The organism is Luteimonas sp. 9C (assembly GCF_902506295.1).
Classification (GTDB): domain Bacteria; phylum Pseudomonadota; class Gammaproteobacteria; order Xanthomonadales; family Xanthomonadaceae; genus Luteimonas.
Window position 1 is genome coordinate 1,220,204 of the sequence record NZ_LR733312.1, and the last position, 26,682, is coordinate 1,246,885.

Below are 26,682 nucleotides of genomic sequence, written 5' to 3' on the forward strand. Positions count from 1 at the left end.
CTTCGACTTGAACAGGCGCGGCTCAGAGCGCGTCGATGTCGCCGAGCGCGCGGATCAGTTTCCGCGCGCGCTTGTCGGGCTTGTGCTCCGGCGCCTGGTAGCCCGCCCGCGCAGCGCGCGCCTCGGCCGACCGCGCCAGACGCGCTTCACGCGACGCATCGGTTTCGCTGTACAGCGTCTGCGCGACGCTCGCCGGGCCTCGCGTGTCGGAAAGCGCCGCCACCGCGATTTCGAAGACCTCCTCGCCGCGCGCCACCCGCAATGCATCGCCGATGCGGACCGCGCGCGCGGGTTTCGCACGCTGTCCGCCGACATCGACCTTGCCGGTCTCGATCGCCTGTTTGGCCAGCGCGCGGGTCTTGAAGAAGCGCGCCGCCCAGAGCCAGAGGTCGAGGCGCACGCTGTCCATGGAATCGGTCATCACGCCGATATCGGTGCGCCGGCCGGCAAATCAAGCAGCGCGCGGAATCCGCCCGGCAGATTTTCGAGCACCAGCGTGCCGTCATAGGACGCCGCGACGCTGTCGACGATCGACAGCCCCAGGCCATGCCCCGGCATCCGGCTGTCGAGGCGCACGCCACGTTGCAGCACCTGCGCCATCGCGTCGGCCTGCATGCCGGGACCGTCGTCGTCGACGGCGATCCGCACGCGCCAGTCGACGGATGTCGCATGGATGCGCACCTGCGCGTGCGCCCACTTCACCGCGTTGTCGACGAGATTGCCGAGCATCTCTTCCAGGTCCTCACGCGCACCGGCGAACACGAGATCCGGCGCCACCTCGCGGCGCAGCGAAACGCGATCGCCCGCGGTCTGCGCGAACAGTCCGCACAGGGCCTCGGCCACCGGCGCGATCGGCGTGCGCTGGCGTGCATCGGCGGCAAAGCCGCCCCCGAGCCGGCGTTCCACCTCGCCGCGCATGCGCTGCACCTGGGTCGACACCACGTCGGCAATGTCACCGCCCGGCCGCTGCGCTTCCGCCGACAGCACGGCGAGCGGCGTCTTCAGCGCATGCGCGAGATCCTCGGCGGCGTGTCGCGCGCGGGCGACGCGGCGTGCATGTTCGTCGAGCAGATCGTCGATCTGTTCCGCCAGCGGCGCCGCCTCGGCCGGCCAGCGCTCGGCACCGAAACGCACGTCGTCACCGTTGCGCACCCGCTGCAGGATGCGGCGCATGCGCCGCAGCGGACGCAGGCCCCATTCGATCTGCCAGGCCAGCAGCGCCAGCAGCGCCGCTGCCGCGCCGGCGAATGCCAGCATCGCGGCCTGCCGAAAGCCACGCGTCTCGGCGATGACATCGCCGCGATCGCCGGCGACGTGCACGGGAATGGGATCAGCGACACCCGGCAGCCGCAGCAGCTGCGCGCGCATGCGCAGTTGCTGTCCGCGCGGGCCTTCCACGATCGACCACACCGCCGCAGTGCCGGGCACACCGTCGGCGACGAGTTCGTCGTCCCACAACGAGCGCGATCGCACCGCGTCTGCGCCGTCACCGATGCGCCAGTACCAGCCAGAGAACACGCGTGCCCAGCGTTCGTCGGCAGGCGGCCGGCGCAACTGCCAGCCGCCATCCGCACGCGCTTCGATCAGGCCGGCAAGCGTCGCGAAATCATCGTCGAGTCGGCTGTCGAGCGCGCGTTGTCCGGAGCGTTCGAACATCGCACCGAGCAGGCCACCTGCGATCACCGCAGAGATCGCCACACCCAGCGCGCCTGCCAGCCACAACCGCCAGCGCAGCGACAGCACGCGGCGTGTGCTCATGGCGTCTCCGACAACCGGAAGCCCTGCCCGCGCACGGTGTGGATCAGCGCGACGCCCAGCTTGCGACGGATGCGCCCGATCAAGACGTCGAGCGCATTGGAATCGGGATCGAACCCGTTGTCGTAGACGTGCTCGCCGAGTTCGCCGCGGCTGACCACACGACCGGCGTGATGGATGAGGTACGCGAGGATGCGGTGCTCCTGCGCGGTCAGGACGAGCGGATCGCCGTCGAGCGCGAAGCGGCCGGCATTCGCATCGAATTCCAGTGGCCCGCAGCGCAGACGCGGCGACGCGTGACCGGCGCTGCGGCGGATCAAGGCCTGCAGGCGCAGCACCAGCTCCTCGATCTGGAAGGGCTTGGTGAGATAGTCGTCGGCGCCCGCGTTGAAGCCCGCCAGCTTGTCGTGCCAGCGGCTGCGCGCGGTGAGCACCAGCACCGGCAGGGTCAGGCCCGCCTCGCGCCAACGGTGCAGCACGGAGACGCCATCCAGACTCGGCAGGCCGAGATCAAGTACGGCCGCGTCGTAGCCTTCCGTCTGGCCGCGGAACTCGGCATCCGCGCCGTCCTCGGCCCGATCGACCGCGAAGCCGGCGGCCCCGAGCGCAGCAGCGACGCGCGCCGCGAGTTCGACGTCGTCTTCGGCCAGCAGGATGCGCATCAGTCGTCGATCTCGACCTTGAGCAGGCGCCCGGTGCGCGCATCGTACTGCAGCTCCACCACGCGGCCGTCGCGCATCAGGATCTCAATCTCGTACTCGTCGTCATCCTGGTCGAGTTCGACTTCGATCACCCGCCCCGGGTATCGGCGCTCGGCATCGACGAGCAGGCGTTCGAGACGCACGAACTCGCCACTGCGCACGCCGTCGCGGGCGTAATCGGCGGTGCCCTGCGGGTCCTGCGCGTCGGCGTGCAGCGGCACGGCGAGTGGCGCGGCGACCAGGGCGGCGGCGAGTGCGATCGGAGCAATGAGCGTACGCATGACGCAAGTGTGGCAACGCGGATTAACAGAACCGTGAACGGCTCGATCAGAACCGCGTTAAGCGCGATGCGGAGACTGGCGTCAACCGGTTGCAACCGGTGCTCCCCATCCAGACCGAGGAATCGCCATGACCCGTACCGCCATTGCCAGCCTGATCACCGCCGCCGCGTTCGCCGTCGCTGCACCGCTCGCGTTCGCCCAGGACCGCGACGACCGTCGCGGCGACGACGACCGCGTGCATGCCGTGGCCGCCGCCAAGGCGGATCCGCGCATGCGCGCCAACGGCGCCTCCCTCGACAGCATCCTCGCCGATGCGCAGCGGCAGCATCCGGGCCGCGTCATCGACGTGTCCTACGATGACGGCGAGTACGACATCGACATCCGCCAGAACGATGGCCGGATCGTGGAACTGGAGTACTCGGCGCGCACCGGTCGCATGCTCGAGGCCGAGTACGACTGACCGTCCGACGACAGCAGTCGCAACGAAGGGCGCTGGATCAGATCCAGCGCCCTTTTCTGTGCGCTGGCGGTGCGGCCTGCGGGCAGCGCCCGCTGGCACATCCGGGAGGTGCTTCGGATCCCGATCGGAACGCTGACCGATGGCACGCAGCGAACTCCAATCCCTCACCCGGCGTGCTATGCGCGGAAATCTCTTTCGAGAGGATGTGCGGCTCGACCCGCTCGACACGCGCATGTCCGGACCCCGAACGCGCAGCGGCGAAACCCCTGAACGCAAACGGCCGCCTTGCGGCGGCCGTCGTGCGACTCGGAGCGGTCCGATTACTCGGCAGCGGCAGCCGGTGCTGCAGCGGCTGCGGCCTTGTCGGCGCGCGCCTTCTCGTTCTTCGCCTTGGCGGACGCGGACAGGTCTTCCTTGATGCGCGCCTTCTTGCCTTCCAGGCCACGCAGGTAGTACAGCTTGCCGGCGCGGACGGCGCCACGGCGCTTCACTTCCAGCGAGTCGATGGTGGCGCTGTGGGTCTGGAACACGCGCTCGACGCCGAAGCCGTGCGAGATCTTGCGGACGGTGAACGCGGAGTTCAGACCGGCGTTCTTCTTGCCGATGACCACACCTTCGTACGCCTGCAGGCGCTCGCGGTTGCCTTCCTTGACCTTCACGTTGACGACGACGGTGTCGCCGGGGCCGAACTCGGGGAGTTCGCGCGTGGTCTGGACGCTTTCGAAGTTCTGCAGCAGGGTGTGCAGGGAGGGCTTGTTGGTCATGGTCTTGGCCTGTTGGTGTCGTTATTGGCGTGGTGCACGTGGACGCACGCTCTGGCTCGGCGAGCTCTTGGGCTCTGGGTGAAACGGGTTAGCCGCGCATTATAGACGGGGTCGTCCGGCGAATGCCAGCACCCCGCAGACGGCATCAGCCCGCCGCGCCGCCGCTGTCGTCAGCGTCCCGTGCCGCCCGCCAATCGGCCAGCAGCCGGCGGTCGGCCTTGCCAAGGGCGGCCTCGTCGATCAGCTCCGGGCGCCGCGCCAGCGTGCGGACCAGTGACTGCTGGCGGCGCCACCTGGCGATCTCGGCATGATTGCCCGACAGCAGGACATCCGGCACCCGGCCCATGGCGTGCTCGACCGGGCGGGTGTAGTGCGGGCAGTCCAGCAGGCCGTCGCCTTCGAAGCTGTCCTGCACCGCGGATTCGGCATCGCCCAGCGCGCCGTCCTGCAGCCGCGCGACGGCATCCACGATCACCGCCGCCGCCAGTTCGCCGCCCGACAGCACGTAGTCGCCGATCGACAGCTCCTCGTCGATCTCGGCCTGCAGCAGACGCTCGTCGACGCCCTCGTAGCGGCCGCACAGCAACATCAACCGGGGCAACGCCGCGAGCTCGCGCACCTTGGCCTGGGTCAGCGGGCGTCCCTGCGGGCTCATGTAGATCACCCGCACCGGCGCCGAGTCCGCCGCTCGGGCAGCGGCCAGCGCGGCACGCAGCGGCTCGATCAGCATCACCATGCCTGGACCGCCGCCGAAGGGGCGATCGTCGACGCGGCGGTAATTGCCTTGCGCGTAATCGCGCGGATTCCAGCCCTGCAGCGTCAGCAGCCCGCGCTCGCGCGCCCGCCCGACCACGCCGACAGCGGCCGCCTGGTCGATGAAGTCGGGAAACAGGCTGACGACGTCGATGCGGATGGCGCGCGCATCCGTGGACGCGTCGTCTTCGGAAGTCGGAAGGATGTCGGACGTCATGGCATGTCCCCTGCGGTCGCATCGCGACGCGCGTGCGGTGCGTGCCTGCGCACCGGTGTATCGACGGCCACAGCGGCCGTTTCGAAGGCGCGGTGAACCGTCCTAGAAATCGGGATCCCAGTCCACCGTGACCAGCGCCGCGTCGAAATCGATCGACACGATGTAGTCCGGCAGCACGAAGGGAATCATGCGCTCGCGTTCGCCCTGCGCAACCAGCACGTCGTTGGCGCCGGTCGAGAACAGATGCGAGACCACGCCGAAATCAACACCCTCGACGTTGCGCACGCGCAGGCCTTCGAGGTCGACCCAGTAGTATTCGCCCGGCCTGGGCGGCGGCAGCGCCTCGCGCGGCACGAAGACTTCGAGTCCGCGCGTCGCTTCGGCGCCGTCGCGATCCTCAACGCCCGGCAGCGTCGCGACGACGCCCTTCGGTGTCTCGCGACCCTTCGCGCCTTCGCACTCGCGCTCGATGCCGCGCGCATCGCGCAATACCCAGGGCTGGTAGCGGAAGATCGCGCTGCGCGGCTCGGTGAAGGATTCGAGTTTCACCTCGCCACGCACGCCGAACGCGCCATGGACCTTGCCCACCTGGATCATCCGGCGGGAAGGCTGGCGCGTCGGGTCGTTCATGTCGACAACGGCCGCGCCCGTGAGGCGCGGCCCGTCAATCAGGCAGCGGCAGTCGCGGTCGCAGCAGCGACCTTGCCGGCGTCCTTGTACAGGGCGCGGACCTTGTCGGTCATCTGCGCACCCTTGGACACCCAATGGTCGACGCGCGCGGTGTCGAGCACGATGCGCTGCTCGCCACCGGTGGCGACCGGGTTGTAGTAACCCACGCGCTCGATGTTGCGGCCGTCGCGCGCGCTGCGCGAGTCGGTCACGATGATGTGGTAGAACGGACGCTTCTTGGCGCCGCCGCGCGTCAGACGGATCTTGACCATTGCTTTGCTTCCTGTGTTGCCCAGTCGCCAGGGTGGCGAGGTAAGCCGGCGATTATAGCGGAAATCCCCGCCTGCTCGGCAAGCCGCCGCCGCTCAGGCCATCAGCGGCTCCCACGGCGCGGTCGCCAGAACGGCCTGCAACGCCGCCGGAATGACCGGATCGCCTGCAAATGCCTGCCCGTCGATCGACGCCAGCGGCCACAGACCGTTGCTGTTGCAGGCGAATGCCGACCGGAACGCCAGGCAATCGGAACGCCGTACCGGTGCGACGCGCTGGGCAATGCCAGCGGCGTGGAGCCCTTCGCGCAACAGGGTTTCGGCGACGCCCCGCAGCGCAGCGCCGTCCGGCCAGACGATGCCGCCCTCGGCATCGACGAACCCGATGTTCCACAAGGCGCCTTCGGTCACATGCCCCGCACCATCGACCAGCAGCGCGTCGTCGAAGCCCGCTGCGCGCGCGGTCCGGCGGGCATGCAGCAGAGGCAACGTGGCGAGGTGCTTGAGATGCGCCAATGGGCGCTGGTGTCGACATGTCTGCAGACGCTGCGGCGACGCGGGCGGCGTGCGCGGTGGCGACAGCGCGACCAGCAGCGCGACCTCGGCCGCATCGCCGCGCTCTACCGCCGAAAAATCCAGTGCGCCGACCGAGACCCGCAGCGTGGCGTCGTCGACAGCGGCCGCCCGTAGCGCCGCCGCGAGTTCGCGATGGATGCGCTCATCGGATAACGCAGTGCCGAACAGTTCGACATTCGCCGATTGCAGCCGCATCAGATGGCGGCCCAATCCCTGCGCCGCGCCGCCGCGCATCTGCATCGTCGACAGGTGGCCGTAGTTGGTCTGCAGTCGCGACAGCGTGGCCGCGTCGGCAGCTCGGCCGTCGATCCAGAAACTGCTGGTCACTGCGGTCCGGCTCACAGCAGCGCGTCTGCCGTACGCCACCAGTCGGCGACCAGGTCCGCCGCGGGCCGCGCCTGCGCGCATGCGGCCGACTGGCCGGCCCAGGCCTGCATCGCATCGATCCGGCCATCGCGCAGCGCGGCCGCGCGCATCGGCGCGGTCAGTGCGCGCTGCACGGGATACGGCTGCGGCGATGGTGCGTCTGCGGCTTCGGCCGCGCGCACGTAAGGCGTCGCCAGCGCGCGACCGAGCCGGCCGCTGAAGGCGCGTGTCGTCCAGGTCTGCTCGGGTGCAGCCGATGCCAGCGCCGCGGCCCAGGCCGGTGCGATGCCGGCCTCTGGCGTGCGCAGGAATGCAGTACCGATCTGCACTGCGCTCGCGCCCAGCGTCAGCGCCGCAGCGATGCCGCGCCCATCGGCGATGCCGCCCGCGGCGATCACCGGCACACGCAGCGCATCGGCCAGTCGCGGGATCAGCGAGAACAGGCCGACCAACTGCGTGCCGGCTTTGGCCGCATCGAAGGCACCACGATGCCCGCCCGCTTCGAAACCCTGCGCGACCACCGCATCGGCACCGGCCGCTTCAGCAGCGCGCGCTTCGTCGAGCGTCGTCGCGCAGGCGAACCAGGCGATGCCGGCATCTTTCAATCGTTCGACGAACGAAGCTGGAAACACGCCCATGATCGACGACGCCACTGCAGGCTTCGCGGCGAGCAGGGCCTCGCATTGCGCATCGAAATCGGCTGGTGTCGCGTCGCCGGCATCCGCCGGCACGGCCGGCCCCCACTGTGCGAGAAACGCGCGCGTCGCTGCTTCCGCGGCGATGTCGCGCACCGGTGCGGGGTCGGGCATCCAGAGATTGACCTGGGCGGGTCCGCCGCCGGCCGCGCGCAGCTCGTCCATCCATCCGCCGATGGCATCGGGCGGTGACAGCACCGCGCCCATCGCGCCCATGCCGCCGGCTTCGATCACCGCGCGCGACAGCGCGACCGGGCACGCACCCGCCATTGGCGACAGCAGCACCGGCCGTCGCAGCCCGAAGCGCGAACAGAACGCGTCGCTGCGCTGGCGGGCTGCGGAGGTCATGCGATCAGCGGAACGGCATGCGGCCGCCACCCATGCCGCCCATCATCCCCTGCAGGCCGCGCATCATGCCCTTCATGCCGCCGCGGGCCATCTTGCCCATCATCTTTTCCATCTGCATGTACTGCTTCATCAGCTTGTTGACGTCGGACGGCGTGGTGCCGGAACCGGCGGCGATGCGCGCGCGGCGCGAGCCGTTGAGCAGGTTCGGATTGCGGCGTTCCTTTTTCGTCATCGAGCCGATGATCGCGATCATCCGCGGCACTTCCTTGCCCTGGCTGACCTGCTGCTTGAGGTGCTCGGGCACCTGGCCCAGGCCCGGCAGCTTCTCCATCAGGCTGCCGATGCCGCCCATGTTCTGCATCTGCTCGAGCTGGTCGCGCATGTCGTTGAGGTCGAACTTCTTGCCCTTGGCGACCTTCTCGGCGAGCTTCTGCGCCTTGTCCTTGTCGACCTGGCCTTCCACCTGCTCGACCAGCGACAGCACATCGCCCATGTCGAGGATGCGGCTGGCGACGCGCTCGGGATGGAAGACATCGAGGCCGTCGACCTTCTCGCCGGTACCGACGAACTTGATCGGCTTGCCGGTGATGTAGCGCACCGACAGCGCCGCGCCGCCGCGGGCATCGCCGTCGGTCTTGGTCAGCACCACGCCGGTCAGCGGCAGCGCTTCGCCGAAGGCCTTGGCGGTGGTCGCGGCGTCCTGACCGGTCATCGAATCGACGACGAACAGGGTTTCGACCGGATTGACCGCGGCGTGCAGCGCCTTGATCTCGTCCATCATCGCTTCGTCGATCGCGAGGCGGCCGGCGGTATCGACCAGCAGCACGTCGATGAAGGACTTCTTCGCCGCGGCGATCGCCGCGCGCACGATGTCGACCGGCTGCTGCGAGGACTCGGACGGGAAGAACTGCACGTCGACCTGTTCGGCCAGCGTCTTCAGCTGTTCGATCGCGGCCGGACGGTAGACGTCGGCCGACACCACCATGACCTTCTTCTTGCGCTTTTCCTTGAGCAGCTTAGCGAGCTTGCCGACCGTCGTGGTCTTGCCCGCGCCCTGCAGGCCGGCCATGAGGATGACCGCAGGCGCCGGCACGTTGAGGTTGAGCTCGGTCGCCTGCGCGCCCATGACCGCGGTCAACTCGTCGCGGACGACCTTGATCAGCGCCTGGCCCGGGGTCAGCGACTTGAGCACTTCCTGGCCGACCGCGCGCACCTTGATGCGCTCGATCAGCGCCTGCACCACCGGCAGCGCGACGTCGGCCTCGAGCAGCGCGATGCGCACCTCGCGGGTGGCCTCGCGGATGTTCTCCTCGGTCAGACGACCACGGCCACGCAGGCGCTCCATGGTGCCGGACAGGCGCTGGGTCAGGGACTCGAACATACGGAACTCGATGCGGCGGAATACGGCCGCCGATTATAGCCCGCAGCCCCGCGGAGCCCGCGGCCCACCGCGCGTCGCGCTCCCTCCGGACATGCCGGGCGTGCGACACTCGCGCGATGACAATCGTTCTCATCGCAGCCCTGCTCTACCTGCTCGCCGCCGCAGCACTCGTGCGCGGCGTCGCGCGCGAGCCGGCGCCGGGCGGGCTCTGGTGGGCCGCGCCCGCACTCGCGGCGATCGCGCTGCACGTGAGCGCGCACGCGCTGGTGTGGCGCAATGTCGGCGCCGAACTGCATTTCTTCGCCGCGCTGTCGCTGGTCGGCCTCGGCATGGCCGTGTTGACGGTGTTCTACGATGCGCGCGGCCGGATGGCAGCGCTGGGCGTGATCGTGTTCCCGATCGCGGCGCTCACCCTGCTCGGTTACGGCCAGGCCAGCCACACCGCGTCGGACACCCTCGACTGGCGCCTGCAGATGCACGCCTGGTTCGCGTTGCTGGCCTACGCCGCGCTGGCCGTGGCCGCGCTGCTCGCAATGCTGCTGTGGGCGCAGGAACGTGCGCTGCGCCGTCGCGAGTTCCATCGCTGGCTGCGCGCGTTGCCGCCGCTGACCGAGCTCGAATCGCTGCTGTTCCGCACCATCTGGGTGGGCTTCGCCCTGCTCACCGCGACGCTGGTCACCGGTGTGCTGTTCGTCGACGACTTCTTCGCCCAGCACCTGATGCACAAGACCGTACTCAGCGTGCTGTCGTGGCTGGCCTTCGGCGCCCTGCTGTTCGGCCGCTGGCGCCATGGCTGGCGGGGCGAACGTGCGGTCGGCTGGACACTCGCCGCGATGGCGCTGTTGGTGCTGGCCTTCTTCGGCAGCAAGTTCGTGCTGGAGCTGGTGTTGCGGCGCACTGGTTGAAGCCGGCATCCGCGCAATGTCGCGGGAGACCGGCTTCGAGCGACATCGCCTGCGCCGCCTGACCCGCATCGAGGTTCACAGCCTGAATCGACCCGAACGCTTGGCCCAGCTCCGAGCCGCGACTAGATACTTGCCTTGACAACAATTGCATGGGCGAGGATCATGCGCCGCCATGGATACCCCACGCCCCTGCGCCTCCGCCAGCGGTTCCTCGCTGGGCCTGCTGTTCCGGCAGGTCCGCGACGCAATGTGGGCGCGGATGGCCGACGAGTTGTCGAACGCCGGCCATGACCTGAGCTTCAGCCAGTACATCACGCTGAAGAAGCTCGCCCTCGGCACCACCAGTGCGACCGAACTGGCGCGCGCCGCCGAACTCAATCCCGGCGCGATGACGCGGCTGATCGACAAGCTGATCGAACGCGGCCTGGTCGAACGCCACGCTGATCCCGACGACCGGCGCGTGGTGCGCATCCAGCTCAGCGCACAGGGCCAGGCGATCTGGCGCGACATCGACCAGTGCGGCAACCGCGTGCGCGAGCGCGCGATGTCGGGCATGGACGAGGCGCAGCGTCTGCAGTTCATCCGCGTCCTCGAACAGGTCCGCGACAACCTCTCCTTCCCAGGACAGTGACCATGCCTCTTTCCACGACGCGCGCCCCGCACCGGGCGCCGGCCGCCGCATTGCCGATCGTCGCCGCGCTTGCAGCCGCGCTGCTGCTCGCCGGTTGCGCGAGCAGTCGCGGACTCGCGCCGCAGGGGATCGCCACCGATGCCGACACACTCGCCACCGGGCGCAGTCTGGGCGGCGCGTCGCTGAGCGACGCCGACTTTCCGCAGGCCGACTGGTGGACCGCGTTCGCGGACCCGCAGCTCGATGCGCTGATCGACGAAGCCTTGCGCGACAGCCCGTCGCTGGCCGCTGCGGATGCACGTGCCCGCAGCGCGCGTGCGCAGGCCGCGGTCGCCGACGCGCAACGCAATCCGACCCTCGGCGCCGGCGCGCGCGTCACCGGCGTGCAACTGCCGGCCACCCTCGTGCCCGAGCCGCTGGGGGGTGACTTCAAGGCCAGCAATGCGCTGACCCTGAACTTCGCGTGGGCGCCGGACCTGTGGGGTGGACAGCGCGCCGCGTTCGAAGCCGCGGCGGGCCAGGCGCGTGCCGCGGACGTCGATGCACAGGCCGCGCGGCTCACGCTGTCTGCGAACGTCGCACGCACCTACATCGCGCTGGCGCAGGCCTTCGACACGCAGAGCGTCGCCGCGCGCGAACAGGCGCGCGCGAGCCGACTGCGCGACCTCGCCGCGCAGCGCGTCGAAGCCGGCCTCGACAACCAGTTGCAGCTGCGCAACGCCGACGCCTCGATCGGCATCGCCGGCCAGCAGGCGCAGGCCGCGCAGCAGCAGATCGACGCGCTGCGCAACGCACTCGCCGCACTGCTCGGCAAAGGTCCGGACCGGGGCCTCGACATCGCGCGTCCGCGGCTGCTGGAAGCGCCCGCGCCGACAGTGCCGGCGGTGCTGCCGAGCGAACTGCTGGGCCATCGCGCCGACGTCGTCGCCGCGCGCTGGCGGGTCGAAGCCGCCGCGCGTGGCGTCGATGCGGCCCAAGCCGCGTTCAAACCGAGCGTCAATCTCAGCGCGCTGGTCGGCCTGGCCGCCGGCAACCTGTCGGACCTGTTCGGCAGTGACGCCGTGCTCGGCCTCGGCGGTCCGGCGATCAGCCTGCCGATCTTCGATGGCGGCCGTCTGCGCGCCGGCCTGTCGCAGCGCGACGCCGATTACGACCTCGCGGTCGCCAGCTATAACCAGACGCTGGTGACGGGCCTGCGCGACGTGACCGACGCCCTGCAGTCGGCACGCGCGTTCGATGCCCAGATCGCGACCGTCGGCGAGGCCGCCGAAGCCGCGCGCCAGGCATTCGAACTGGCCGACACTCGTTACGACGCGGGCCTCGGCAACCAGCTCGACGTGCTCGCCGCGCAGCGTCCGCTGTTCCAGCTCGAACAGCAGCTCGCGGTCCTGCGCGCGCAGCGTCTCGGCGCTGCGGTCGATCTCGACCGCGCGCTCGGCGGTGGCCTCGTCCCCACCGCACCCATCTCTTCCACACCTGACCTTGCCGGGGCGACCACGCCATGAGTTCCGAATCCACTTCCGCTGCCACCACCGCCGCGCCGCAGAAGAACGGCAAGCGCCGCCGCGCGCTTCTGATCCTCGCCGCTGTGGCCATCATTGCCGGCATCGGCTGGGCCGCGTGGTATCTGCTGGTCGCGCGCTGGCACCAGGACACCGACGATGCCTACGTGCAGGGCAATGTCGTCAGCATCGTGCCGCAGACGATGGGCACGGTCGTCTCGATCGACGCCGACGAAGGCATGCGCGTCGAAGCCGGCCAGGCGCTGGTGCATCTCGACCCCAACGACGCACAGGTGGCCTTTGATCAGGCCGTCGCGAATCTCGCCGGCACCGTGCGCCAGGTGCGCGGGCTCTACAGCAGCGTCGAATCCGGCCAGGCCGATCTCGCCGCGCGCCAGGTCGCGGTGCGCCAGGCGCGCGAGGACGTGAATCGTCGCGAAGGGCTGGTCGCCAGCGGCGCGGTGTCGCGTGAGGAACTCGCGCATGCACGCGACCTGCTGGCCGGCGCCGAAGCCGCGCTGTCGGGTGCGCAGGGCCAGCTGTCGCGCAGCCGCGCGCTGGTGGATGCGACCGAAGTCGCCAGCCAGCCGCAGGTGCAGGCCGCCGCCGGCCAGCTGCGCCAGGCGTGGCTCAACCTGCAGCGCATGGCGATCGTCGCCCCGGTGTCCGGCCATGTGGCCAAGCGCGAGGTGCAGCTCGGCCAGCGCGTGGCGCCGGGCAATGCGCTGATGACGATCGTGCCGCTGGAGCAGGTGTGGATCGAAGCGAACTTCAAGGAAACCCAGCTCACCAAAATGCGCATCGGCCAGCCGGTCGAAGTGCACGCCGATCTCTACGGCAGCGACGTGCGCTACGACGGCCGGGTCGCGAGCCTCGGCATGGGCACCGGCAGCGCGTTCTCGTTGCTGCCGGCGCAGAACGCCAGCGGCAACTGGATCAAGATCGTGCAGCGCGTCCCGGTGCGGATCGAACTCGACCCGAAGCAGGTCGTCGCCCATCCGCTGCGGCTCGGCTTGTCGATGCACGTCGACGTCGAAGTGCGTGACCAGGACGGCGCCGTGCTGGCTTCCGTGGACGCGCCGCGCAGTACGCCGCTGCTGTCCACCGACGCCTACGCCGAACAGCTGGCGCAGGCCGATGCGCTGATCGAACGCACCATCGCGCAGAACCTGCCGGCGTCCGCCGTCGCCCGTCGCTGATCCGCCGCCCGCCGAGCCGCTCATGTCCACGACCACCGCCGACGCGCCGGGCGCTCCCGCCCCGGCCGCGCCACCTGTGTTCCGTCCGCCGAACCTCGCGCTGACGACGATCGGCCTCGCGCTGGCGTCGTTCATGCAGGTACTCGACATCACGATCGCCAACGTCTCGCTGCCGACGATCGCCGGCAACCTGGGCGCGAGTGCCAACCAGGCGACCTGGGTGATCACGTCGTTCGCGGTCAGCAATGCGATCGCGCTGCCGCTGACCGGTTACATGACGCGGCGCTTCGGCGAGCGCAAGTTGTTCGTCTGGGCGACGTTCGCCTTCGTCGTCGCGTCGCTGCTGTGCGGCCTCGCATCGAGCATGGGCTTCCTGGTCGCCGCGCGCGCGATCCAGGGCTTCGTCGCCGGCCCGATGTATCCGGTCACCCAGGCGCTGCTGATCTCGATCTATCCACCCGCCAAGCGCGGACAGGCGATCGCGTTGCTCGCCATGGTGACCGTGGTCGCGCCGATCTGCGGACCGATCCTCGGCGGCTGGATCACCGACAACTACAGCTGGGAATGGATCTTCTTCATCAACGTCCCGATCGGCATCTTCGCCAGTCTGGTCGTCGCCAGCCAGTTGCGCGGCCGGCCGGAGAAGCTCGAGACGCCGAAGATGGACTACGTCGGCCTGGTCACGCTGATCATCGGCGTCGGCGCGCTGCAGACGCTGCTCGATCTCGGCAACGAAGAGGACTGGTTCGAGTCGACCAAGATCGTGTGGCTCGGCATCACCGCGGTGATCGGCCTGGCGGTGTTCCTGATCTGGGAGCTCACCGAGAAGGATCCGATCGTCAACCTGCGCCTGTTCCGGCATCGCAACTTCGCCTTCGGCACGATCGCGATGGTGCTCGGGTATTCGGCGTTCTTCGCCGTCGGTCTGCTGGTGCCGCTGTGGCTGCAGCGCAACCTCGGCTACACGCCGATCTGGGCGGGCTTCGCGACGGCGCCGATCGGCATTCTTCCCGTGCTGCTCACGCCACTGGTCGGCAAGTACGCGACGCGGTTCGACCTGCGCATCCTGGCCAGTTTCGCCTTCATGGTGATGGCGTTCACCAGCTTCCTGCGCTCGGGCTTCAACCTCGACGTCGACTTCCAGCACGTGGCGATGGTGCAGCTGTGGATGGGCCTGGGCGTCGCGCTGTTCTTCATGCCCGTGCTGACCATCCTGCTGTCGGACCTGGAGCCGCACGAGATCGCCGCGGGCTCGGGCCTGGCGACGTTCTGCCGCACGCTGGGCGGCAGTTTCGCCGCGTCACTCACCACCTGGGCCTGGAACCAGCGCAGCACCATCCACCACGCGCAGCTGACCGAACACATCCCGGCGCACGACCCCGCGATGCAACAGACGGTCACCGCGCTCGGCAATGGAGATCTGCAGCGCGGCGCACTGCTGCTCGAGCAGATGATCGCCCAGCAGGCCACGCAGATCGGCTTCAACGAGATCTTCCACCTGCTCGGCATCCTGTTTGTCGTGGTTATCGCGTTCGTGTGGATGGCGAAACCGCCGTTCGCGGCGAAGACCGGCGGCGCTGCCAGCGGCGGACACTGAGCCGCGGCTGCAGCCTCTCGGGAGCGCGCGCGGGCTATTTCCGTTGCGGCCCCCTCGCGCGCCAGCGCTCCTACAAGAGCAGTGTCGCGCCCGTCACCAGCCCCAACGCGGCGCCGCCGACGACTTCCGGCAGCGTGTGCCGCGCCATCCGCAATCGCGCCCATCCCAGCAGCGGCAGTGTGGCCAGCGCGACGATGGCCGCCGCCGGCCACAGCGGCCATGCGGCGATACCGGCGAACGCCAGGCTCGCCATGTGCAGCGACAGCTTGATCCAGCGGTTGGCGATGCCGGCGACGCACAGCATCGAGACCGCGGCGAGAACACCGCCCGACGTGGCCGATGCGCGGCCGCCCATCCACAGCCAGTAGGCACCGGCGACCAGCAGCGCGAGCGCGTACAGCAGCGGTCGTTCCTGCCGGCGCGATGCATCCACGGTTTCCCAGTGCCCGCCGCGGCGACGCTGCCAGATGAATACAGACACTATCGCGATGGCCACGCCGATGCCCAGTCCGGTGCGCGTCAGCGATGCGGGATCGACGCGCCACGCGGCCAGCACCGCGAGCGCTGCCAGCACGCCGAACGGATGCAGGGCGATGGAAACGACGCGCGCGGCGGTCGCCGTGATCGAGGGTCGGGACATCGCCGGATGTTAGCCGGCACGTGCCTCAGATGTGTTCCAGCGCCTCGGCCAGGCGCTCGACGCCGATGACCTCCATGCCCTTGAAACTGCCGGTCTTCGGCGCGTTCGCCTTGGCGACGATCGCGCGCTTGAAACCATGCGTCGCGGCTTCGCGCAAGCGCTCCTCGCCATTGGGCACGGGCCGGATCTCACCACTGAGTCCGACCTCGCCGAATGCGATGGTCTTGTCCGGCAGCGGCGCATCGCGCAGCGACGACAGCACCGACAGCAGCACCGGCAGATCGGCCGCGGTTTCCTGCACGCGGATACCGCCGACGACGTTGACGAACACGTCCTGATCACCGGTCATGATGCCGCCGTGGCGATGCAGCACCGCCAGCAGCATCGCCAGGCGGTTGCCTTCCATGCCGACCGCGACGCGGCGCGGATTCGACAGGGGCGACGCATCCACCAGCGCCTGCACTTCGACCAGCAACGGCCGCGTGCCTTCGCGCGTGACCATCACGCAGCTGCCGGGCTGCGGCGTGCTGCCGCCGGACAGGAAGATCGCCGACGGGTTCGGCACTTCCTTCAAGCCCTTGTCGCCCATCGCGAACACGCCGAGTTCGTTGACCGCACCGAAGCGGTTCTTGAACGCGCGCATGACCCGGAAGCGACTGCCGCTGTCGCCCTCGAAATACAGCACCGCATCGACCATGTGCTCGAGCACGCGCGGGCCGGCAATGCCGCCTTCCTTGGTCACGTGACCGACAAGGAAAACGGCAGTGCCGGTTTCCTTGGCGTAGCGCACCAATCGCGCGGCGGATTCGCGGACCTGGCTCACCGAGCCCGGCGCTGCGGTCAGCGATTCGGTCCACAGCGTCTGGATCGAGTCGGCGATGATCAGCTTCGGCCGCAGCTCGGAGGCATGCTGCAGGATGCGTTCGATGCCGGTTTCTGCCAGCGCATGCAGACCGTCGAGCGACAGTCCGAGCCGCACCGCGCGACCCGCCACCTGGGCCAGCGATTCCTCGCCGGTGACGTACAGGCCCGGCAGCGTGCCGGCCATCTGCGCCAGTGCCTGCAGCAGCAGCGTCGACTTGCCGATGCCCGGATCGCCGCCGACCAGCACCACCGCGCCTTCGACCAGACCGCCACCGAGCACGCGATCGAACTCGCCGATGCCGGTCGACACCCGCACGTCCTCGCCCTGCTGCACGTCCTTGAGCGCCATGACCCTGGGCGCGTCGAGCTTGCCGGCCCAGCCGCTGCGCCGCGACGCGGGCGAACTCGCCGCGGCCGCGCTTTCGAGCACGATCTCGGAGATCGAATCCCACGCGCCGCAGGCGCTGCACTGCCCCTGCCATTTGTTGAAATCGGCGCCGCACTCGTTGCAGACGAACGCGGTACGGGCTTTGGAAGCGGTCTTGGCCACGGCGTGCCTGCGGAAACGGAAGTCGCGGCAGCATAACGGAGCACCGTCGCAGCACTGGAGACCCGGCGTGGCGGTCGCGGCTGTTTCCGAACCGGCACGGCGACTTCTCCGGACCACGAGACCCGTGCACGAAAAAGGCGACCCGGAGGTCGCCTCTTTCGTGAACCTGGTGCCGGAAATAGGAATCGAACCTACGACCTACGCATTACGAATGCGCCGCTCTACCAACTGAGCTATTCCGGCTTGGGACGCGAATTCTAGGGAGCGCGGCGCCTGCGGTCAATCGACCAGTTGCAGGCGCAGCGCCTTGGGCAGGGCGAAGACCATGTTCTCGGGCTCGCCCGACAGCTCGCGTAGGCCGTCGGCGCCGAGTTCACGCAGGCGGTCGAGCACGCCCTGCACCAGGATGTCCGGGGCCGATGCCCCGGCGGTAACGCCGATGTGGCGACGACCTTCGACCCAGCGCGGATCGATCTCCTCGGCGCCGTCGATCAGATAGGCCTCGACGCCGTCGCGCTCGGCGAGCTCGCGCAGGCGGTTGGAGTTGGAGCTGTTCGGGGAGCCGACGACCAGCACCAGGTCGCATTCGCGCGCGAGATCGCGCACGGCGTCCTGGCGGTTCTGGGTGGCGTAGCAGATGTCGTCATTCTTCGGCCCTTCCAGGACCGGAAACTTCTCGCGCAGCGCCGCGATCACGCCGCGGGTGTCGTCGACCGACAGCGTCGTCTGTGTGGTGTAGGCGAGATTCCCGGGCTGGTTGACCACCAGCGCGGCGACGTCGGCCTCGTCCTCGACGAGATAGATCGAGCCCGCACCGGCCTCGGCGCGCCACTGGCCCATCGTGCCTTCGACCTCGGGATGCCCCTCGTGGCCGATCAGCACCACGTCGCGGCCGGCGCGACAATGGCGCGCGACCTCCAGATGCACCTTGGTCACCAGCGGGCAGGTCGCGTCGAACACTTTGAGATCTCGGCGGGCAGCTTCCTCGCGAACGGCCTGTGACACGCCGTGCGCACTGAAGATCACGGTCACGCCGTCGGGCACTTCGTCGAGTTCTTCGACGAAGATCGCGCCACGGCGCTTCAGGTCTTCGACCACGAAGCGGTTGTGCACGACTTCATGGCGCACGTAGATCGGCGCACCGAGCGTCTCGATCGCGCGCTTGACGATCTCGATCGCGCGGTCGACGCCGGCGCAGAAACCACGGGGATTGGCGAGGACGATGTCCATAGAACCGTAGTCTACCGAAGGCCGCTGCAATGAAGCGGCAACGGGCATGACGAAGTGTCTCCCGCATGGCACGGACGCCCCTCTCTCCTGGAGAGAGGGGAACGGAGTGAGGGCAAAACTGCAGAAATGCCGTGCTGACCTCAGCCATCCGCGATCAGAATATCGGCAGATCACCCCCGAGAGTCCCTGCCCTCACTCAACGCGCTCTGCGCATCGCCCCGGATTGAATCCGGGGCAGGCTCTTTCCCGGAGGAAGCTGAGCCGGATCGCTCAGATTTCCGCCGAAACGAGGATTTAGACCTTCTTCTTCGCCGGAAAAAATCCGAACAGCGCGATGCCGATCGCGCCGCCCACGATCGCGGCGTCCGCAAGGTTGAACGCCGGCCAATAGTGGTCCTGCCAGTGCCACTGGATGAAATCGACGACGTGGCCGTGGATCTGGCGATCGATGACATTGCCCAGCGCGCCGCCGATGACCAGCGCGAACGGCAGCGCGGTGCGCCAGTCGCGGCGTGGGGTCTTCGCCAGCCACCAGGTCAGCGTGCCGCAGATCACGATCGCGAGAATCGTGAAGAACCACTTCTGCCAGCCACCCGCATCGGCAAGAAAACTGAACGCCGCGCCGGTGTTGTAGGTGCGGTACCAGTTCCAGAAGCCGTCGATGACCGGGATCGCGGTGTACTCGGGCAGCGCGGTCAGCACCCAGTACTTGGTCAGCTGGTCGAGCGCGATCACCACCACCGACAGCACCAGCCACGGCAGGGCGTTGGGCGTCACCTTGGCCATCAGAACCACCTCCTCAGTTCGCCCTGGCTGTCGCGGCCATCGGTCGCGATGTTCGTCACGCAGCGGCCGCACAGTTCGGGATGCTCGACATGCGAGCCGACATCGGCGCGGCGCTGCCAGCAGCGCACGCACTTGGGCTTGGTCGTCGCACGCGCGGTCACGCCGATCGCGGTGGCCGCGGGGTCGTCGACGATGGTCACGTCGCCACTGATCAGCAGGAAACGCAGCTCGTCGACGACCGGCGACAGCCAGTTCGCGTCCGACACGCCGCAGCGCAGTTCGATCTCGGCGTCGAGCGCCGCGCCGATCTCGCCACTGGCGCGCATCGGTTCGAGCACCTTGGACACGCGCTCGCGCAGCTCCAGCACGCGATCGAAATCCTGTGCCGACCAGTCGGCATCGGCGCCGAGTTCGCGCAGCCCCGTGTACCAGGTCGCGAACTGCACGTTGGCCTCGCGGGTGCCGTCCGCCGGCGCAGGCAGATGGCTCCACAGCTCTTCGGCGGTGAAGCTCAGCACGGGCGCGATCCAGCGGGTGAACGCTTCGGCGACGTGGTACATCGCGGTCTGCGCGCTGCGACGGCCGAGCGAGTGCTCGGGCATCGTGTACAGCCGGTCCTTGGTGACGTCCAGGTACAGCGAGCCCAGATCGACGCTGCAGAAGTTCGACAGCGCCTGCACGATTTCGGCGAAGTCGTAACGCGCATACGCGTCTTCGATGCGCGCCTGCAGCTGGGCCGCGCGATGCACGATCCAGCCGTCCAGCGCGACCATCTCCTGCGGCGCGACGAGATCCCGCGCCGGCTCGAAGCCGGCCAGGTTGCCGAGCAGGAAGCGCGCGGTGTTGCGGATGCGGCGGTAGGCGTCGGCGGTGCGCTTGAGGATTTCCTGCGACAGCGACATCTCGTTGCTGTAGTCGGCCGAGGCGATCCACAGGCGCAGGATGTCCGCCCCCAGCGTCTTCATGATGTCCTGCGGCTCGATGCCGTTGCCGAGCGACTTCGACATCTTGCGGCCGTGCTCGTCGACCGTGAAGCCGTGCGTCAGGCACTGCCGGTACGGCGCGGCCTTGTCGATCGCGACACCGGTCAGCAGCGAGGACTGGAACCAGCCGCGATGCTGGTCGGAGCCTTCGAGATACAGGTCGGCCGGCTTGTCGTACCCACGCGCCAGCAGCACGCCCTCATGGGTCACGCCCGAATCGAACCAGACATCGAGGATGTCGGTGATCCTGTCGTAGTGCGCCGCGTCGTCGCCGAGCAGTTCGGCCGCGTCGAGCGTGTACCAGATGTCGACGCCGTGTTCTTCCACGCGATCGGCGACCAGACGCATCAGCTCGGTGCTGCGCGGATGCGGCTCGCCGGTCTCGCGGTGCACGAACAGCGCGATCGGCACACCCCAGGTGCGCTGGCGCGAGATCGTCCAGTCCGGACGGCCTTCGACCATACCGGCGATGCGCGCCTGACCCCATTCGGGATACCAGGTGACGTTCTTGATCGCGGCCAAAGCGTCGTTGCGCAGGTTGGCCTGCGACATCGAGATGAACCACTGCGGCGTCGCGCGGAACGCGATCGGCGTCTTGTGGCGCCAGCAATGCGGATAGCTGTGCTCGAGCTTGGCGAACGCGAGCAGGCTGCCCTGCGCGCGCAGCGCGTCGACGATGACGTCGTTGGCCTTCCAGATGTGCAGGCCGGCGAGCACGGTGTCGCCGATCGGCGGCGTCGACGGCAGATAGACGCCGCGGCCGTCGACCGGATTGAGCTGTGCAGCGGAATAGCGATCGAGCAGGCCGTAGGCCTTGCCGACGACGTAGTCCTCCTGGCCGTGGCCGGGCGCGGTGTGCACTGCGCCGGTGCCGTCTTCGGCCGACACGTGGTCGCCGAGGATCACCGGGATGTCGCGCTCGGCGTAGAACGGATGCGCGAGCAGCAGATGTTCCAGCGCGCTCCCGGCGACGCGACCGTGCACGACGACATCGCCCTCGACGCCGTAGCGGCGCAACGCGGATTCGGCCAATGCATCGGCCAGCACCAGCCAGCGCCGGCGCCCGTCCAGCGCGACCGGGCCTTCGACCAGCGTGTATTCGAGGTCGGCGCCCAGCGAGATCGCGAGCGATGCCGGCAGCGTCCACGGCGTGGTGGTCCAGATCGGCAGCGCCACATCGACATCGCTCGGCAGCGTCGCGCCGAACGCATGCGCGAACGCGGCGGAATCACGCGCGACATAGGCGACGTCGACCGCGGGCGAGACCTTGTCGGCGTATTCGATTTCCGCCTCGGCCAGCGCCGAGCCGCAGTCGAAGCACCAGTGCACCGGCTTCACGCCGCGGGTCAGATGGCCGTTGTCGACGACCTTGGCCAGCGCGCGCATCTCGTCGGCCTCGAAACGGAAGTCGAGCGTGCGATAGGGGTTGTCCCAGTCGCCGAGCACACCGAGGCGCTTGAAGTCGCGCCGCTGGATGTCGATCTGCTCGTTCGCGTATTCGCGGCACTTCTGCCGGAATTCGACCGCATCGAGCTTGACGCCGACCTTGCCCCATTTCTTCTCGATCGCGATCTCGATCGGCAGGCCGTGGCAATCCCAGCCCGGGATGTAGGGCGCATCGAAACCCGCCATGCCCTTGGACTTGACGATGATGTCCTTGAGGATCTTGTTGACCGCATGACCCAGATGGATCGAGCCGTTCGCGTACGGCGGGCCGTCGTGCAGCATGAACTGCGGACGTCCGCGCGCATGGTCGCGCAGCTGCGCGTACAGGCCTTCCTCTTCCCAGCGCGCCAGCATCGCCGGCTCGCGCTTGGGCAGATCGCCACGCATCGGAAAGTCGGTCGCCGGCAGATGGATCGTCGACTTGTAGGGGTTGGAGTTGCTGGCGTCTGCGCTCACGCGTCGTCCTGTGTTGACGTTTCGTATCGGGGGGAAGGCGCCGCGGCGAGGACGGCCCGGGCCTGTGCGGCATCGAGATCCATCTGCGCGACCAGGCTCGGCAGGTCGTCGAACTTTTCCTCGTCGCGCAGCCGCGCGACGAATTCCACTTCGATGCGGCGGCCATAGAGATCGCCGTCGAAATCGAACAGGTGCGCTTCGAGCAGCGGCTCGACGCCGCCGACGGTCGGTCGCGTGCCGAAGCTCGACACCGACGGCCTCGGGGTGTCACCGATGCCGTGCACGCGCGTGGCGTAGATGCCACGCAGCGCCGGCACCTTGCCGCCGAAGCGCAGGTTCGCGGTCGGATAGCCCAGCGTGCGGCCGAGCTGCTGGCCACGCACCACGCGTCCGGACACCGCGTAGGGGCGTCCGAGCAGACGCGCGGCGTGTTCGAAATCACCCGCGACCAGCGCGGTGCGGATATGGGTGCTCGACACCCGCTCGCCGTCGACGACCAGCGGCTCGATCTCGCCGGCAATGAAGCCTGCCTCGCGACCCAGTGCCTGCAGCGTCGCCAGGTCACCGGCGCGCTTGTGGCCGAAGCGGAACCCCGGGCCGACCCAGACCTCGCGCGCACGCAGGCGCTGCACCAGCACCGCATCGACGAATGCTTCGGGCGACATCGCCGCCATGCGCGCATCGAAGCGCAGCAGGCCGACCACGTCGGCGCCCAGGCCGCGCAGGCCTTCGAATTTCGCCCGCACCGGGCCAAGCCGCGGCGGCGGCGATGCGGCAGCGAAGAACTCGCGCGGCAGCGGTTCGAAACTCAGTGCGGCCGCGTCGACGCCCAGCATCCGCGCACGCGCGACCGCGTGCCGCACCAGCGCCTGGTGCCCGAGATGCAGCCCGTCGAATGCGCCGATGCAGACCACGCTGCCGTCGGCACAGAGGGGCCCGCCGGCGATGTCGCGGAACAGCCTGCTCATGTAAGTCCGTTGCGGCGGGTGCGGCGCTGCGCGCCCGCAGGGAAAAAAGTGACCGGCAAGTATAGCCGCCCCCCGCTCCGGTCCGGGTCCGGCGGCCACATCCACGCCAGGCTCAGTGGCGCAGGTGCCGCGGCCGCAGGCCCTGCGCCACCATCGCGACGACGTAGGTCGCGCCGCCTGCGCCGATCACCAGCACCAGCCAGCCGATGCGGTGCAGCGCGCCCTGGATGTCGGTCCACGCGCCGATCCAGAACCGCAGCGCCAGCACCACGACCGCCATCGCCGCGCAGGCGCAGGCCAGCCGCAGCGCGTAGGTCGCCCAGCCGGGCTCGGGCGTGAAGATCCCGCGCTGACGGAGATACCGCCACAGCAGCGCCGCATTGACCACACCCGCCAGCGCCGTGGCCAGCGCGATGCCGCCGTGCGCGCCGGGGACGTCGTACAGCCACAGCGGCGTGGTCAGCACGATCGTCAGCACCACGTTGGCCGCGACCGTCCAGATCGCCGCGCGCATGGGTGTTTTCGTGTCCTGCCGCGCGTAGAACGCCGGGGCCAGTACCTTGCTGAGCATGAAGGCCGGCACGCCCAGGCTCATCGCGGTGAGGCTGATCGCCGCCATGCGCGTGTCGCCAGCGCCGAAGGCTCCGTAGTTGTAGACGGTCGCGGTGATCGGCTCGGCCAGCAGCAGCAGGCCCAGGCCTGCCGGCACGCCGGCCAGCAGCGCCATGCGCAGCCCCCAGTCCAGCGACTGGTTGTAGCCCGTCGCATCCTCGGCCGCGTGCCGCCGCGACAGATGCGGCAGGATCACGGTGCCCAGCGCCACGCCGAACAGGCCGAGCGGAAATTCGATCAGGCGATCGGAGTAGTACAGCCAGTCCACGCTGCCGGCCGCCAGCAGCGATGCGAAAGCTGTGCCGACGATCAGATTGACCTGGGCGACGGACGAGGAGAACAGCGTCGGCAGCATCAGCCGGCCGACCTTGCGGACTTCCGGATGGCGAAAGCCGGGTCGGAAGCGCGGGCGCAACCCGAGCCGACCGAGTGCGGGCCACAGCAGCGCAAGCTGCAGTAAGCCGGCGATCAGCACGCCCCAGGCCAGGCCCTGCGGCGGCAGCTCGAAACGCGGCGCCAGCCACAGCATGGCCGCGATCATCGTCAGGTTGTGCAGCACCGGGGTGAATGCCGGCAGCGCGAACTTGCCGTGACTGTTGAGGATCGATGCCGACAGCGACATCAGCGAGATGAAGAGCAGATACGGGAACGTGATGCGCAGCATCTGCGCGGTCTGGCCCAGCAACTCCGGCTGATCCGCCCAGCCGGGCGCGAACAGGCGCGCGATCAGCGGCGCCAGCAACATGCCCAGCGCACAGACCACCAGCACCACCGCGCAGAGCGCGCCGGCCATGTGATCGATGAAGGATTTCAGCGCGGCGCGGTCGCCCCGTTCCTTGATCTCGTTGAGCACCGGCACGAACGCCATTGCCATGGAGCCTTCGGCGAACACGCGGCGCAGGAAATTCGGGATGCGATAGGCGACAATGAAGGCACTCATCGCACCGCCGGTGCCGAACAGGGTGGCCTGCAGCATGTCGCGGGCGAAGCCGGCGATCCGCGAGATCAGGGTCATCGCGCTGAACACCGCGCTCGAACGCAGCAGTCCGCCACGCTTCTTCGGGGCCGGGCTGGCGGCCGCCGGATCGGGCGCCGTCACCAGGCGGCGCCGTTCAGGCCGGGCCGGTTGACGCAAGTATCTGAAACACCCATAATTTCCTGCTCAAATTTCCAGTTCGTCCGGCCAAGCCGGATTTTCACACGTCCAGCTTCCAGGAATCCATCGTGGCAAACATCAAGTCCGCCAAGAAGCGCGCCAAGCAGACCGTTGTGCGCAATGCGCGCAACTCCGCCCAGCGCTCGCAGCTCCGCACCGCCGTCAAGAAAGTGCTCAAGGCGCTCGAGTCCAACGACGCCGCCGGCGCACAGGAGGCGTTCAACGTCGCCCAGCCGATCCTCGACCGTTTCAGCTCGCGCGGTCTGATCCACAAGAATAAGGCAGCCCGTCACAAGAGCCGCCTGACCGCACGCATCAAGGCGATCAAGGCCGCTGCCTGATCCCTGCCCGGCCGCTTCGGCGGTCGATGCGAGAAAGCCCGGCCGTCGGCCGGGTTTTTTGTTGGCCCGGTCCCGCTCGCCCCCGCACTGTGCGCCCGCGAACGCGGTGCCACATGCAGGCGTGTGCCGCGCGCATGTCCTCTGTCTCTCCGGCGTTCACGCGCCCGGGCGCGACTGTAAGGTCTTTGCCGCGGCCGACTGGTCTGCGGCGGCATCTGGACGGATCGCACACCTGCACTTTCGCGTAGCGGGCACGCAGCCGTGGGCGCGATATCAGTGCGCTTGCGCCGCGGCATATTGCAGACCAGCACCGACCAGGCGCATACCGCCGAACCCACCTGCACGGCAACCCAGGCAGCGGCGCCGACCCGGTGGTGCGCAGCCGGCTGCGTGGGATACGGGATGATCCAGACGCGCCGCATCCGGATGCTGCCATTGCAGGTCACAACGCCGGGGCCGCACTGGGGCGCCGGGAACGACACGACACACGCAGTGTCGCGGGCAGCGTCGATCGCGACCCGCGTACGCGCCTCAGACGGCGTCGGCCGCCTCGCGCGCTTCGCGGTCCATGTCGTCGAGCGCCGCCTGCACCTTCAGCATGACTTCGCGCGTGCCGTCGTGTGCAAGACCGGAGATGAGGAACCACGGCGCTGTCCAGCCGAGCGTGTCGATGATGCGCGCAGCCTCCGCTTCGGCCTCTTCGGGCATCAGCGTGTCGGCCTTGTTGATCAGGAGCCAGCGCGGCTTGTCGAGCAGCGCGGTGTCGAACTTCTCGAGCTCGCGCTCGATCGCGCACACCTGGTCCACCGCGTCACTGCCGTCGAGCGGCGCGATCTCCACTAGGTGCAGCAAGAGGCGGGTGCGCTGGATGTGGCGCAGGAACAGCGCGCCGAGACCGGCACCATCGGCCGCGCCTTCGATCAGACCCGGAATGTCGGCAATGACGAAGCTGCGCGCCGGCTCCACGCTGACCACGCCGAGATTCGGATACAGCGTGGTGAACGGATAGTCCGCGACCTTCGGCGTCGCCGCCGAGACCGCGCGGATCAGCGTGCTCTTGCCGGCGTTCGGGAATCCGAGCAGCCCGATGTCCGCCAGCAGCTTGAGCTCCAGGCGCAAGGTGCGCTCTTCGCCCTGCTCGCCCGGCGTGGACTGCCGCGGCGAGCGGTTGGTCGAGCTCTTGAAGTGCATGTTGCCCAGACCGCCCTGCCCGCCGCGCGCGACCAGCAGGCTCTGGCCGTGTTCTGTCAGGTCGCCGATCACCTCGTCGGTCATGACGTTGTGCACGACCGTGCCGACCGGCACGACGATGATCCTGTCTTCGCCACCCTTGCCGTACATCTGCCGGCCCATGCCGTTCTCGCCGCGCCCGGCGCGGAACATCGTCTGGTGGCGGAAGTCCACCAGCGTGTTGAGGTTCTCGTCGGCGATGATCAGCACGCTGCCGCCATTGCCACCGTCGCCACCGTCGGGGCCGCCGAGCGGAATGAACTTTTCGCGCCGGAATCCGACGCAGCCATTGCCGCCATTGCCGGCGGTGACAGTGATTTCGACTTCGTCGACGAGTTTCATGACAGGCAA

General features: G+C 68.9%; 26 protein-coding genes and 1 tRNA gene. 7 read left to right on the forward strand and 20 right to left on the reverse strand.

Going from position 1 to position 26,682, the window contains the following annotated elements; all coding sequences use genetic code 11:
- Window positions 1-22: 22 nt before the first annotated feature.
- From CURTO8I2_RS05430 to CURTO8I2_RS05445, 4 genes are read right to left on the reverse strand one after another with little or no spacing between them, the layout of a single operon-like run.
- Window positions 23-421, reverse strand: coding sequence for an RNA-binding S4 domain-containing protein (locus CURTO8I2_RS05430; RefSeq protein ID WP_159679324.1), 399 nt, complete (start codon window positions 419-421; stop codon window positions 23-25).
- Entirely contained in the window at window positions 421-1,758 is a 1,338-nt protein-coding gene (locus CURTO8I2_RS05435; protein ID WP_159679326.1) for a sensor histidine kinase, read from the reverse strand. The genes CURTO8I2_RS05430 and CURTO8I2_RS05435 overlap by 1 nt, the downstream gene beginning before the upstream one ends.
- Complete coding sequence (locus CURTO8I2_RS05440) at window positions 1,755-2,417, reverse strand: response regulator transcription factor (protein ID WP_159679328.1); 663 nt, start codon at window positions 2,415-2,417, stop codon at window positions 1,755-1,757. Before CURTO8I2_RS05440 ends, CURTO8I2_RS05435 begins: the two co-directional genes overlap by 4 nt.
- Window positions 2,417-2,737 carry a PepSY domain-containing protein gene (locus tag CURTO8I2_RS05445; protein ID WP_159679330.1) on the reverse strand — a complete coding sequence of 107 codons (321 nt, stop codon included), beginning with the start codon at window positions 2,735-2,737 and terminating at the stop codon, window positions 2,417-2,419. Before CURTO8I2_RS05445 ends, CURTO8I2_RS05440 begins: the two co-directional genes overlap by 1 nt.
- 127 nt (window positions 2,738-2,864) lie before the next feature.
- Between CURTO8I2_RS05445 and CURTO8I2_RS05450 the strand changes: the two genes are divergently transcribed.
- The gene (locus tag CURTO8I2_RS05450; protein ID WP_159679332.1) at window positions 2,865-3,197 is read left to right on the forward strand and encodes a hypothetical protein; all 333 of its coding nucleotides are present in this window, start codon (window positions 2,865-2,867) and stop codon (window positions 3,195-3,197) included.
- 320 nt (window positions 3,198-3,517) lie between these two features.
- On the opposite strand, the gene rplS is transcribed toward CURTO8I2_RS05450, so the two are convergent.
- The 7 genes from rplS to ffh all read right to left on the reverse strand — a co-directional run bounded on the left by rplS (window position 3,518) and on the right by ffh (window position 9,235).
- Window positions 3,518-3,961, reverse strand: a complete 444-nt coding sequence (gene rplS, locus CURTO8I2_RS05455; RefSeq protein ID WP_159679334.1) for a 50S ribosomal protein L19 — start codon at window positions 3,959-3,961, stop codon at window positions 3,518-3,520.
- 145 nt (window positions 3,962-4,106) lie between these two features.
- Window positions 4,107-4,874, reverse strand: a complete 768-nt coding sequence (gene trmD, locus CURTO8I2_RS05460; protein ID WP_159681558.1) for a tRNA (guanosine(37)-N1)-methyltransferase TrmD — start codon at window positions 4,872-4,874, stop codon at window positions 4,107-4,109.
- Between the two features lie 159 nt (window positions 4,875-5,033).
- Window positions 5,034-5,561 (reverse strand): ribosome maturation factor RimM, encoded by a 528-nt coding sequence (rimM, locus tag CURTO8I2_RS05465; RefSeq protein WP_159679336.1) that lies wholly within the window; start codon window positions 5,559-5,561, stop codon window positions 5,034-5,036.
- 38 nt (window positions 5,562-5,599) lie between these two features.
- The gene (gene rpsP / locus CURTO8I2_RS05470) at window positions 5,600-5,872 is read right to left on the reverse strand and encodes a 30S ribosomal protein S16 (protein WP_159679338.1); all 273 of its coding nucleotides are present in this window, start codon (window positions 5,870-5,872) and stop codon (window positions 5,600-5,602) included.
- Between the two features lie 93 nt (window positions 5,873-5,965).
- Complete coding sequence (locus tag CURTO8I2_RS05475; protein WP_159679340.1) at window positions 5,966-6,772, reverse strand: aminotransferase class IV; 807 nt, start codon at window positions 6,770-6,772, stop codon at window positions 5,966-5,968.
- Window positions 6,773-6,783: 11 nt separating this feature from the next.
- The gene (locus tag CURTO8I2_RS05480) at window positions 6,784-7,854 is read right to left on the reverse strand and encodes a nitronate monooxygenase (protein WP_159679342.1); all 1,071 of its coding nucleotides are present in this window, start codon (window positions 7,852-7,854) and stop codon (window positions 6,784-6,786) included.
- A 4-nt stretch (window positions 7,855-7,858) separates the two neighbouring features.
- Window positions 7,859-9,235, reverse strand: coding sequence for a signal recognition particle protein (ffh, locus tag CURTO8I2_RS05485; RefSeq protein WP_159679344.1), 1,377 nt, complete (start codon window positions 9,233-9,235; stop codon window positions 7,859-7,861).
- A gap of 116 nt (window positions 9,236-9,351) precedes the next feature.
- On the opposite strand from ffh, the gene ccsA reads away from it, so the two are divergent.
- The 5 genes from ccsA to CURTO8I2_RS05510 all read left to right on the forward strand — a co-directional run bounded on the left by ccsA (window position 9,352) and on the right by CURTO8I2_RS05510 (window position 15,069).
- Window positions 9,352-10,140 carry a cytochrome c biogenesis protein CcsA gene (gene ccsA, locus CURTO8I2_RS05490; protein WP_159679346.1) on the forward strand — a complete coding sequence of 263 codons (789 nt, stop codon included), beginning with the start codon at window positions 9,352-9,354 and terminating at the stop codon, window positions 10,138-10,140.
- A gap of 172 nt (window positions 10,141-10,312) precedes the next feature.
- Window positions 10,313-10,771: a MarR family transcriptional regulator gene (locus CURTO8I2_RS05495; RefSeq protein WP_159679348.1), complete on the forward strand. Its 459-nt coding sequence runs from the start codon at window positions 10,313-10,315 to the stop codon at window positions 10,769-10,771.
- A 2-nt stretch (window positions 10,772-10,773) separates the two neighbouring features.
- The gene (locus CURTO8I2_RS05500) at window positions 10,774-12,276 is read left to right on the forward strand and encodes an efflux transporter outer membrane subunit (protein ID WP_159679350.1); all 1,503 of its coding nucleotides are present in this window, start codon (window positions 10,774-10,776) and stop codon (window positions 12,274-12,276) included.
- Window positions 12,273-13,472 (forward strand): efflux RND transporter periplasmic adaptor subunit, encoded by a 1,200-nt coding sequence (locus tag CURTO8I2_RS05505; protein ID WP_159679352.1) that lies wholly within the window; start codon window positions 12,273-12,275, stop codon window positions 13,470-13,472. The genes CURTO8I2_RS05500 and CURTO8I2_RS05505 overlap by 4 nt, the downstream gene beginning before the upstream one ends.
- A 22-nt stretch (window positions 13,473-13,494) precedes the next feature.
- Window positions 13,495-15,069: a DHA2 family efflux MFS transporter permease subunit gene (locus CURTO8I2_RS05510; RefSeq protein WP_159679354.1), complete on the forward strand. Its 1,575-nt coding sequence runs from the start codon at window positions 13,495-13,497 to the stop codon at window positions 15,067-15,069.
- A gap of 70 nt (window positions 15,070-15,139) precedes the next feature.
- Here CURTO8I2_RS05510 and CURTO8I2_RS05515 read toward each other — a convergent pair whose 3' ends face one another.
- The 8 genes from CURTO8I2_RS05515 to murJ form a co-directional block, all read right to left on the reverse strand.
- Entirely contained in the window at window positions 15,140-15,709 is a 570-nt protein-coding gene (locus CURTO8I2_RS05515; RefSeq protein WP_159679356.1) for a hypothetical protein, read from the reverse strand.
- A 25-nt stretch (window positions 15,710-15,734) separates the two neighbouring features.
- On the reverse strand, window positions 15,735-17,123 hold the full coding sequence (gene radA / locus CURTO8I2_RS05520; RefSeq protein ID WP_159679358.1) for a DNA repair protein RadA: 1,389 nt from the start codon (window positions 17,121-17,123) through the stop codon (window positions 15,735-15,737).
- Window positions 17,124-17,290: 167 nt separating this feature from the next.
- Window positions 17,291-17,366 (reverse strand) — tRNA-Thr (locus CURTO8I2_RS05525).
- Window positions 17,367-17,402: 36 nt separating this feature from the next.
- Window positions 17,403-18,353: a 4-hydroxy-3-methylbut-2-enyl diphosphate reductase gene (gene ispH / locus CURTO8I2_RS05530; RefSeq protein ID WP_159679360.1), complete on the reverse strand. Its 951-nt coding sequence runs from the start codon at window positions 18,351-18,353 to the stop codon at window positions 17,403-17,405.
- Between the two features lie 294 nt (window positions 18,354-18,647).
- Window positions 18,648-19,139, reverse strand: coding sequence for a signal peptidase II (gene lspA / locus CURTO8I2_RS05535; protein WP_159679362.1), 492 nt, complete (start codon window positions 19,137-19,139; stop codon window positions 18,648-18,650).
- Window positions 19,139-21,955: an isoleucine--tRNA ligase gene (gene ileS / locus CURTO8I2_RS05540; RefSeq protein WP_236551122.1), complete on the reverse strand. Its 2,817-nt coding sequence runs from the start codon at window positions 21,953-21,955 to the stop codon at window positions 19,139-19,141. The genes lspA and ileS overlap by 1 nt, the downstream gene beginning before the upstream one ends.
- 65 nt (window positions 21,956-22,020) lie before the next feature.
- Window positions 22,021-22,992, reverse strand: coding sequence for a bifunctional riboflavin kinase/FAD synthetase (locus CURTO8I2_RS05545; RefSeq protein ID WP_159679367.1), 972 nt, complete (start codon window positions 22,990-22,992; stop codon window positions 22,021-22,023).
- Between the two features lie 112 nt (window positions 22,993-23,104).
- Window positions 23,105-24,649 carry a murein biosynthesis integral membrane protein MurJ gene (murJ, locus tag CURTO8I2_RS05550; protein WP_255475801.1) on the reverse strand — a complete coding sequence of 515 codons (1,545 nt, stop codon included), beginning with the start codon at window positions 24,647-24,649 and terminating at the stop codon, window positions 23,105-23,107.
- A gap of 179 nt (window positions 24,650-24,828) precedes the next feature.
- On the opposite strand from murJ, the gene rpsT reads away from it, so the two are divergent.
- Window positions 24,829-25,101: a 30S ribosomal protein S20 gene (rpsT, locus tag CURTO8I2_RS05555; RefSeq protein WP_159679369.1), complete on the forward strand. Its 273-nt coding sequence runs from the start codon at window positions 24,829-24,831 to the stop codon at window positions 25,099-25,101.
- Window positions 25,102-25,632: 531 nt separating this feature from the next.
- Here the strand turns inward: rpsT and cgtA are convergent.
- Window positions 25,633-26,673, reverse strand: a complete 1,041-nt coding sequence (gene cgtA / locus CURTO8I2_RS05560) for an Obg family GTPase CgtA (protein WP_159679372.1) — start codon at window positions 26,671-26,673, stop codon at window positions 25,633-25,635.
- Between the last annotated feature and the right edge of the window lie 9 nt (window positions 26,674-26,682).

What these genes read in the sequence shown, in the direction of transcription:
- CURTO8I2_RS05500 (WP_159679350.1), top strand. Translation starts at nt 10,774, where the DNA reads ATGCCTCTTTCCACGACGCGCGCCCCGCACCGGGCGCCGGCCGCCGCA.
- ffh (WP_159679344.1), bottom strand. Translation starts at nt 9,235, where the DNA reads ATGTTCGAGTCCCTGACCCAGCGCCTGTCCGGCACCATGGAGCGCCTG.
- CURTO8I2_RS05440 (WP_159679328.1), bottom strand. Translation starts at nt 2,417, where the DNA reads ATGCGCATCCTGCTGGCCGAAGACGACGTCGAACTCGCGGCGCGCGTC.
- lspA (WP_159679362.1), bottom strand. Translation starts at nt 19,139, where the DNA reads ATGGCCAAGGTGACGCCCAACGCCCTGCCGTGGCTGGTGCTGTCGGTG.
- cgtA (WP_159679372.1), bottom strand. Translation starts at nt 26,673, where the DNA reads ATGAAACTCGTCGACGAAGTCGAAATCACTGTCACCGCCGGCAATGGC.
- CURTO8I2_RS05495 (WP_159679348.1), top strand. Translation starts at nt 10,313, where the DNA reads ATGGATACCCCACGCCCCTGCGCCTCCGCCAGCGGTTCCTCGCTGGGC.
- CURTO8I2_RS05430 (WP_159679324.1), bottom strand. Translation starts at nt 421, where the DNA reads ATGACCGATTCCATGGACAGCGTGCGCCTCGACCTCTGGCTCTGGGCG.
- CURTO8I2_RS05505 (WP_159679352.1), top strand. Translation starts at nt 12,273, where the DNA reads ATGAGTTCCGAATCCACTTCCGCTGCCACCACCGCCGCGCCGCAGAAG.
- ileS (WP_236551122.1), bottom strand. Translation starts at nt 21,955, where the DNA reads ATGCGTGGCGATCTGCCCAAGCGCGAGCCGGCGATGCTGGCGCGCTGG.
- CURTO8I2_RS05450 (WP_159679332.1), top strand. Translation starts at nt 2,865, where the DNA reads ATGACCCGTACCGCCATTGCCAGCCTGATCACCGCCGCCGCGTTCGCC.
- rimM (WP_159679336.1), bottom strand. Translation starts at nt 5,561, where the DNA reads ATGAACGACCCGACGCGCCAGCCTTCCCGCCGGATGATCCAGGTGGGC.
- CURTO8I2_RS05545 (WP_159679367.1), bottom strand. Translation starts at nt 22,992, where the DNA reads ATGAGCAGGCTGTTCCGCGACATCGCCGGCGGGCCCCTCTGTGCCGAC.
- CURTO8I2_RS05480 (WP_159679342.1), bottom strand. Translation starts at nt 7,854, where the DNA reads ATGACCTCCGCAGCCCGCCAGCGCAGCGACGCGTTCTGTTCGCGCTTC.
- CURTO8I2_RS05510 (WP_159679354.1), top strand. Translation starts at nt 13,495, where the DNA reads ATGTCCACGACCACCGCCGACGCGCCGGGCGCTCCCGCCCCGGCCGCG.
- ccsA (WP_159679346.1), top strand. Translation starts at nt 9,352, where the DNA reads ATGACAATCGTTCTCATCGCAGCCCTGCTCTACCTGCTCGCCGCCGCA.
- ispH (WP_159679360.1), bottom strand. Translation starts at nt 18,353, where the DNA reads ATGGACATCGTCCTCGCCAATCCCCGTGGTTTCTGCGCCGGCGTCGAC.
- CURTO8I2_RS05515 (WP_159679356.1), bottom strand. Translation starts at nt 15,709, where the DNA reads ATGTCCCGACCCTCGATCACGGCGACCGCCGCGCGCGTCGTTTCCATC.
- rplS (WP_159679334.1), bottom strand. Translation starts at nt 3,961, where the DNA reads ATGACCAACAAGCCCTCCCTGCACACCCTGCTGCAGAACTTCGAAAGC.
- rpsP (WP_159679338.1), bottom strand. Translation starts at nt 5,872, where the DNA reads ATGGTCAAGATCCGTCTGACGCGCGGCGGCGCCAAGAAGCGTCCGTTC.
- CURTO8I2_RS05445 (WP_159679330.1), bottom strand. Translation starts at nt 2,737, where the DNA reads ATGCGTACGCTCATTGCTCCGATCGCACTCGCCGCCGCCCTGGTCGCC.
- CURTO8I2_RS05435 (WP_159679326.1), bottom strand. Translation starts at nt 1,758, where the DNA reads ATGAGCACACGCCGCGTGCTGTCGCTGCGCTGGCGGTTGTGGCTGGCA.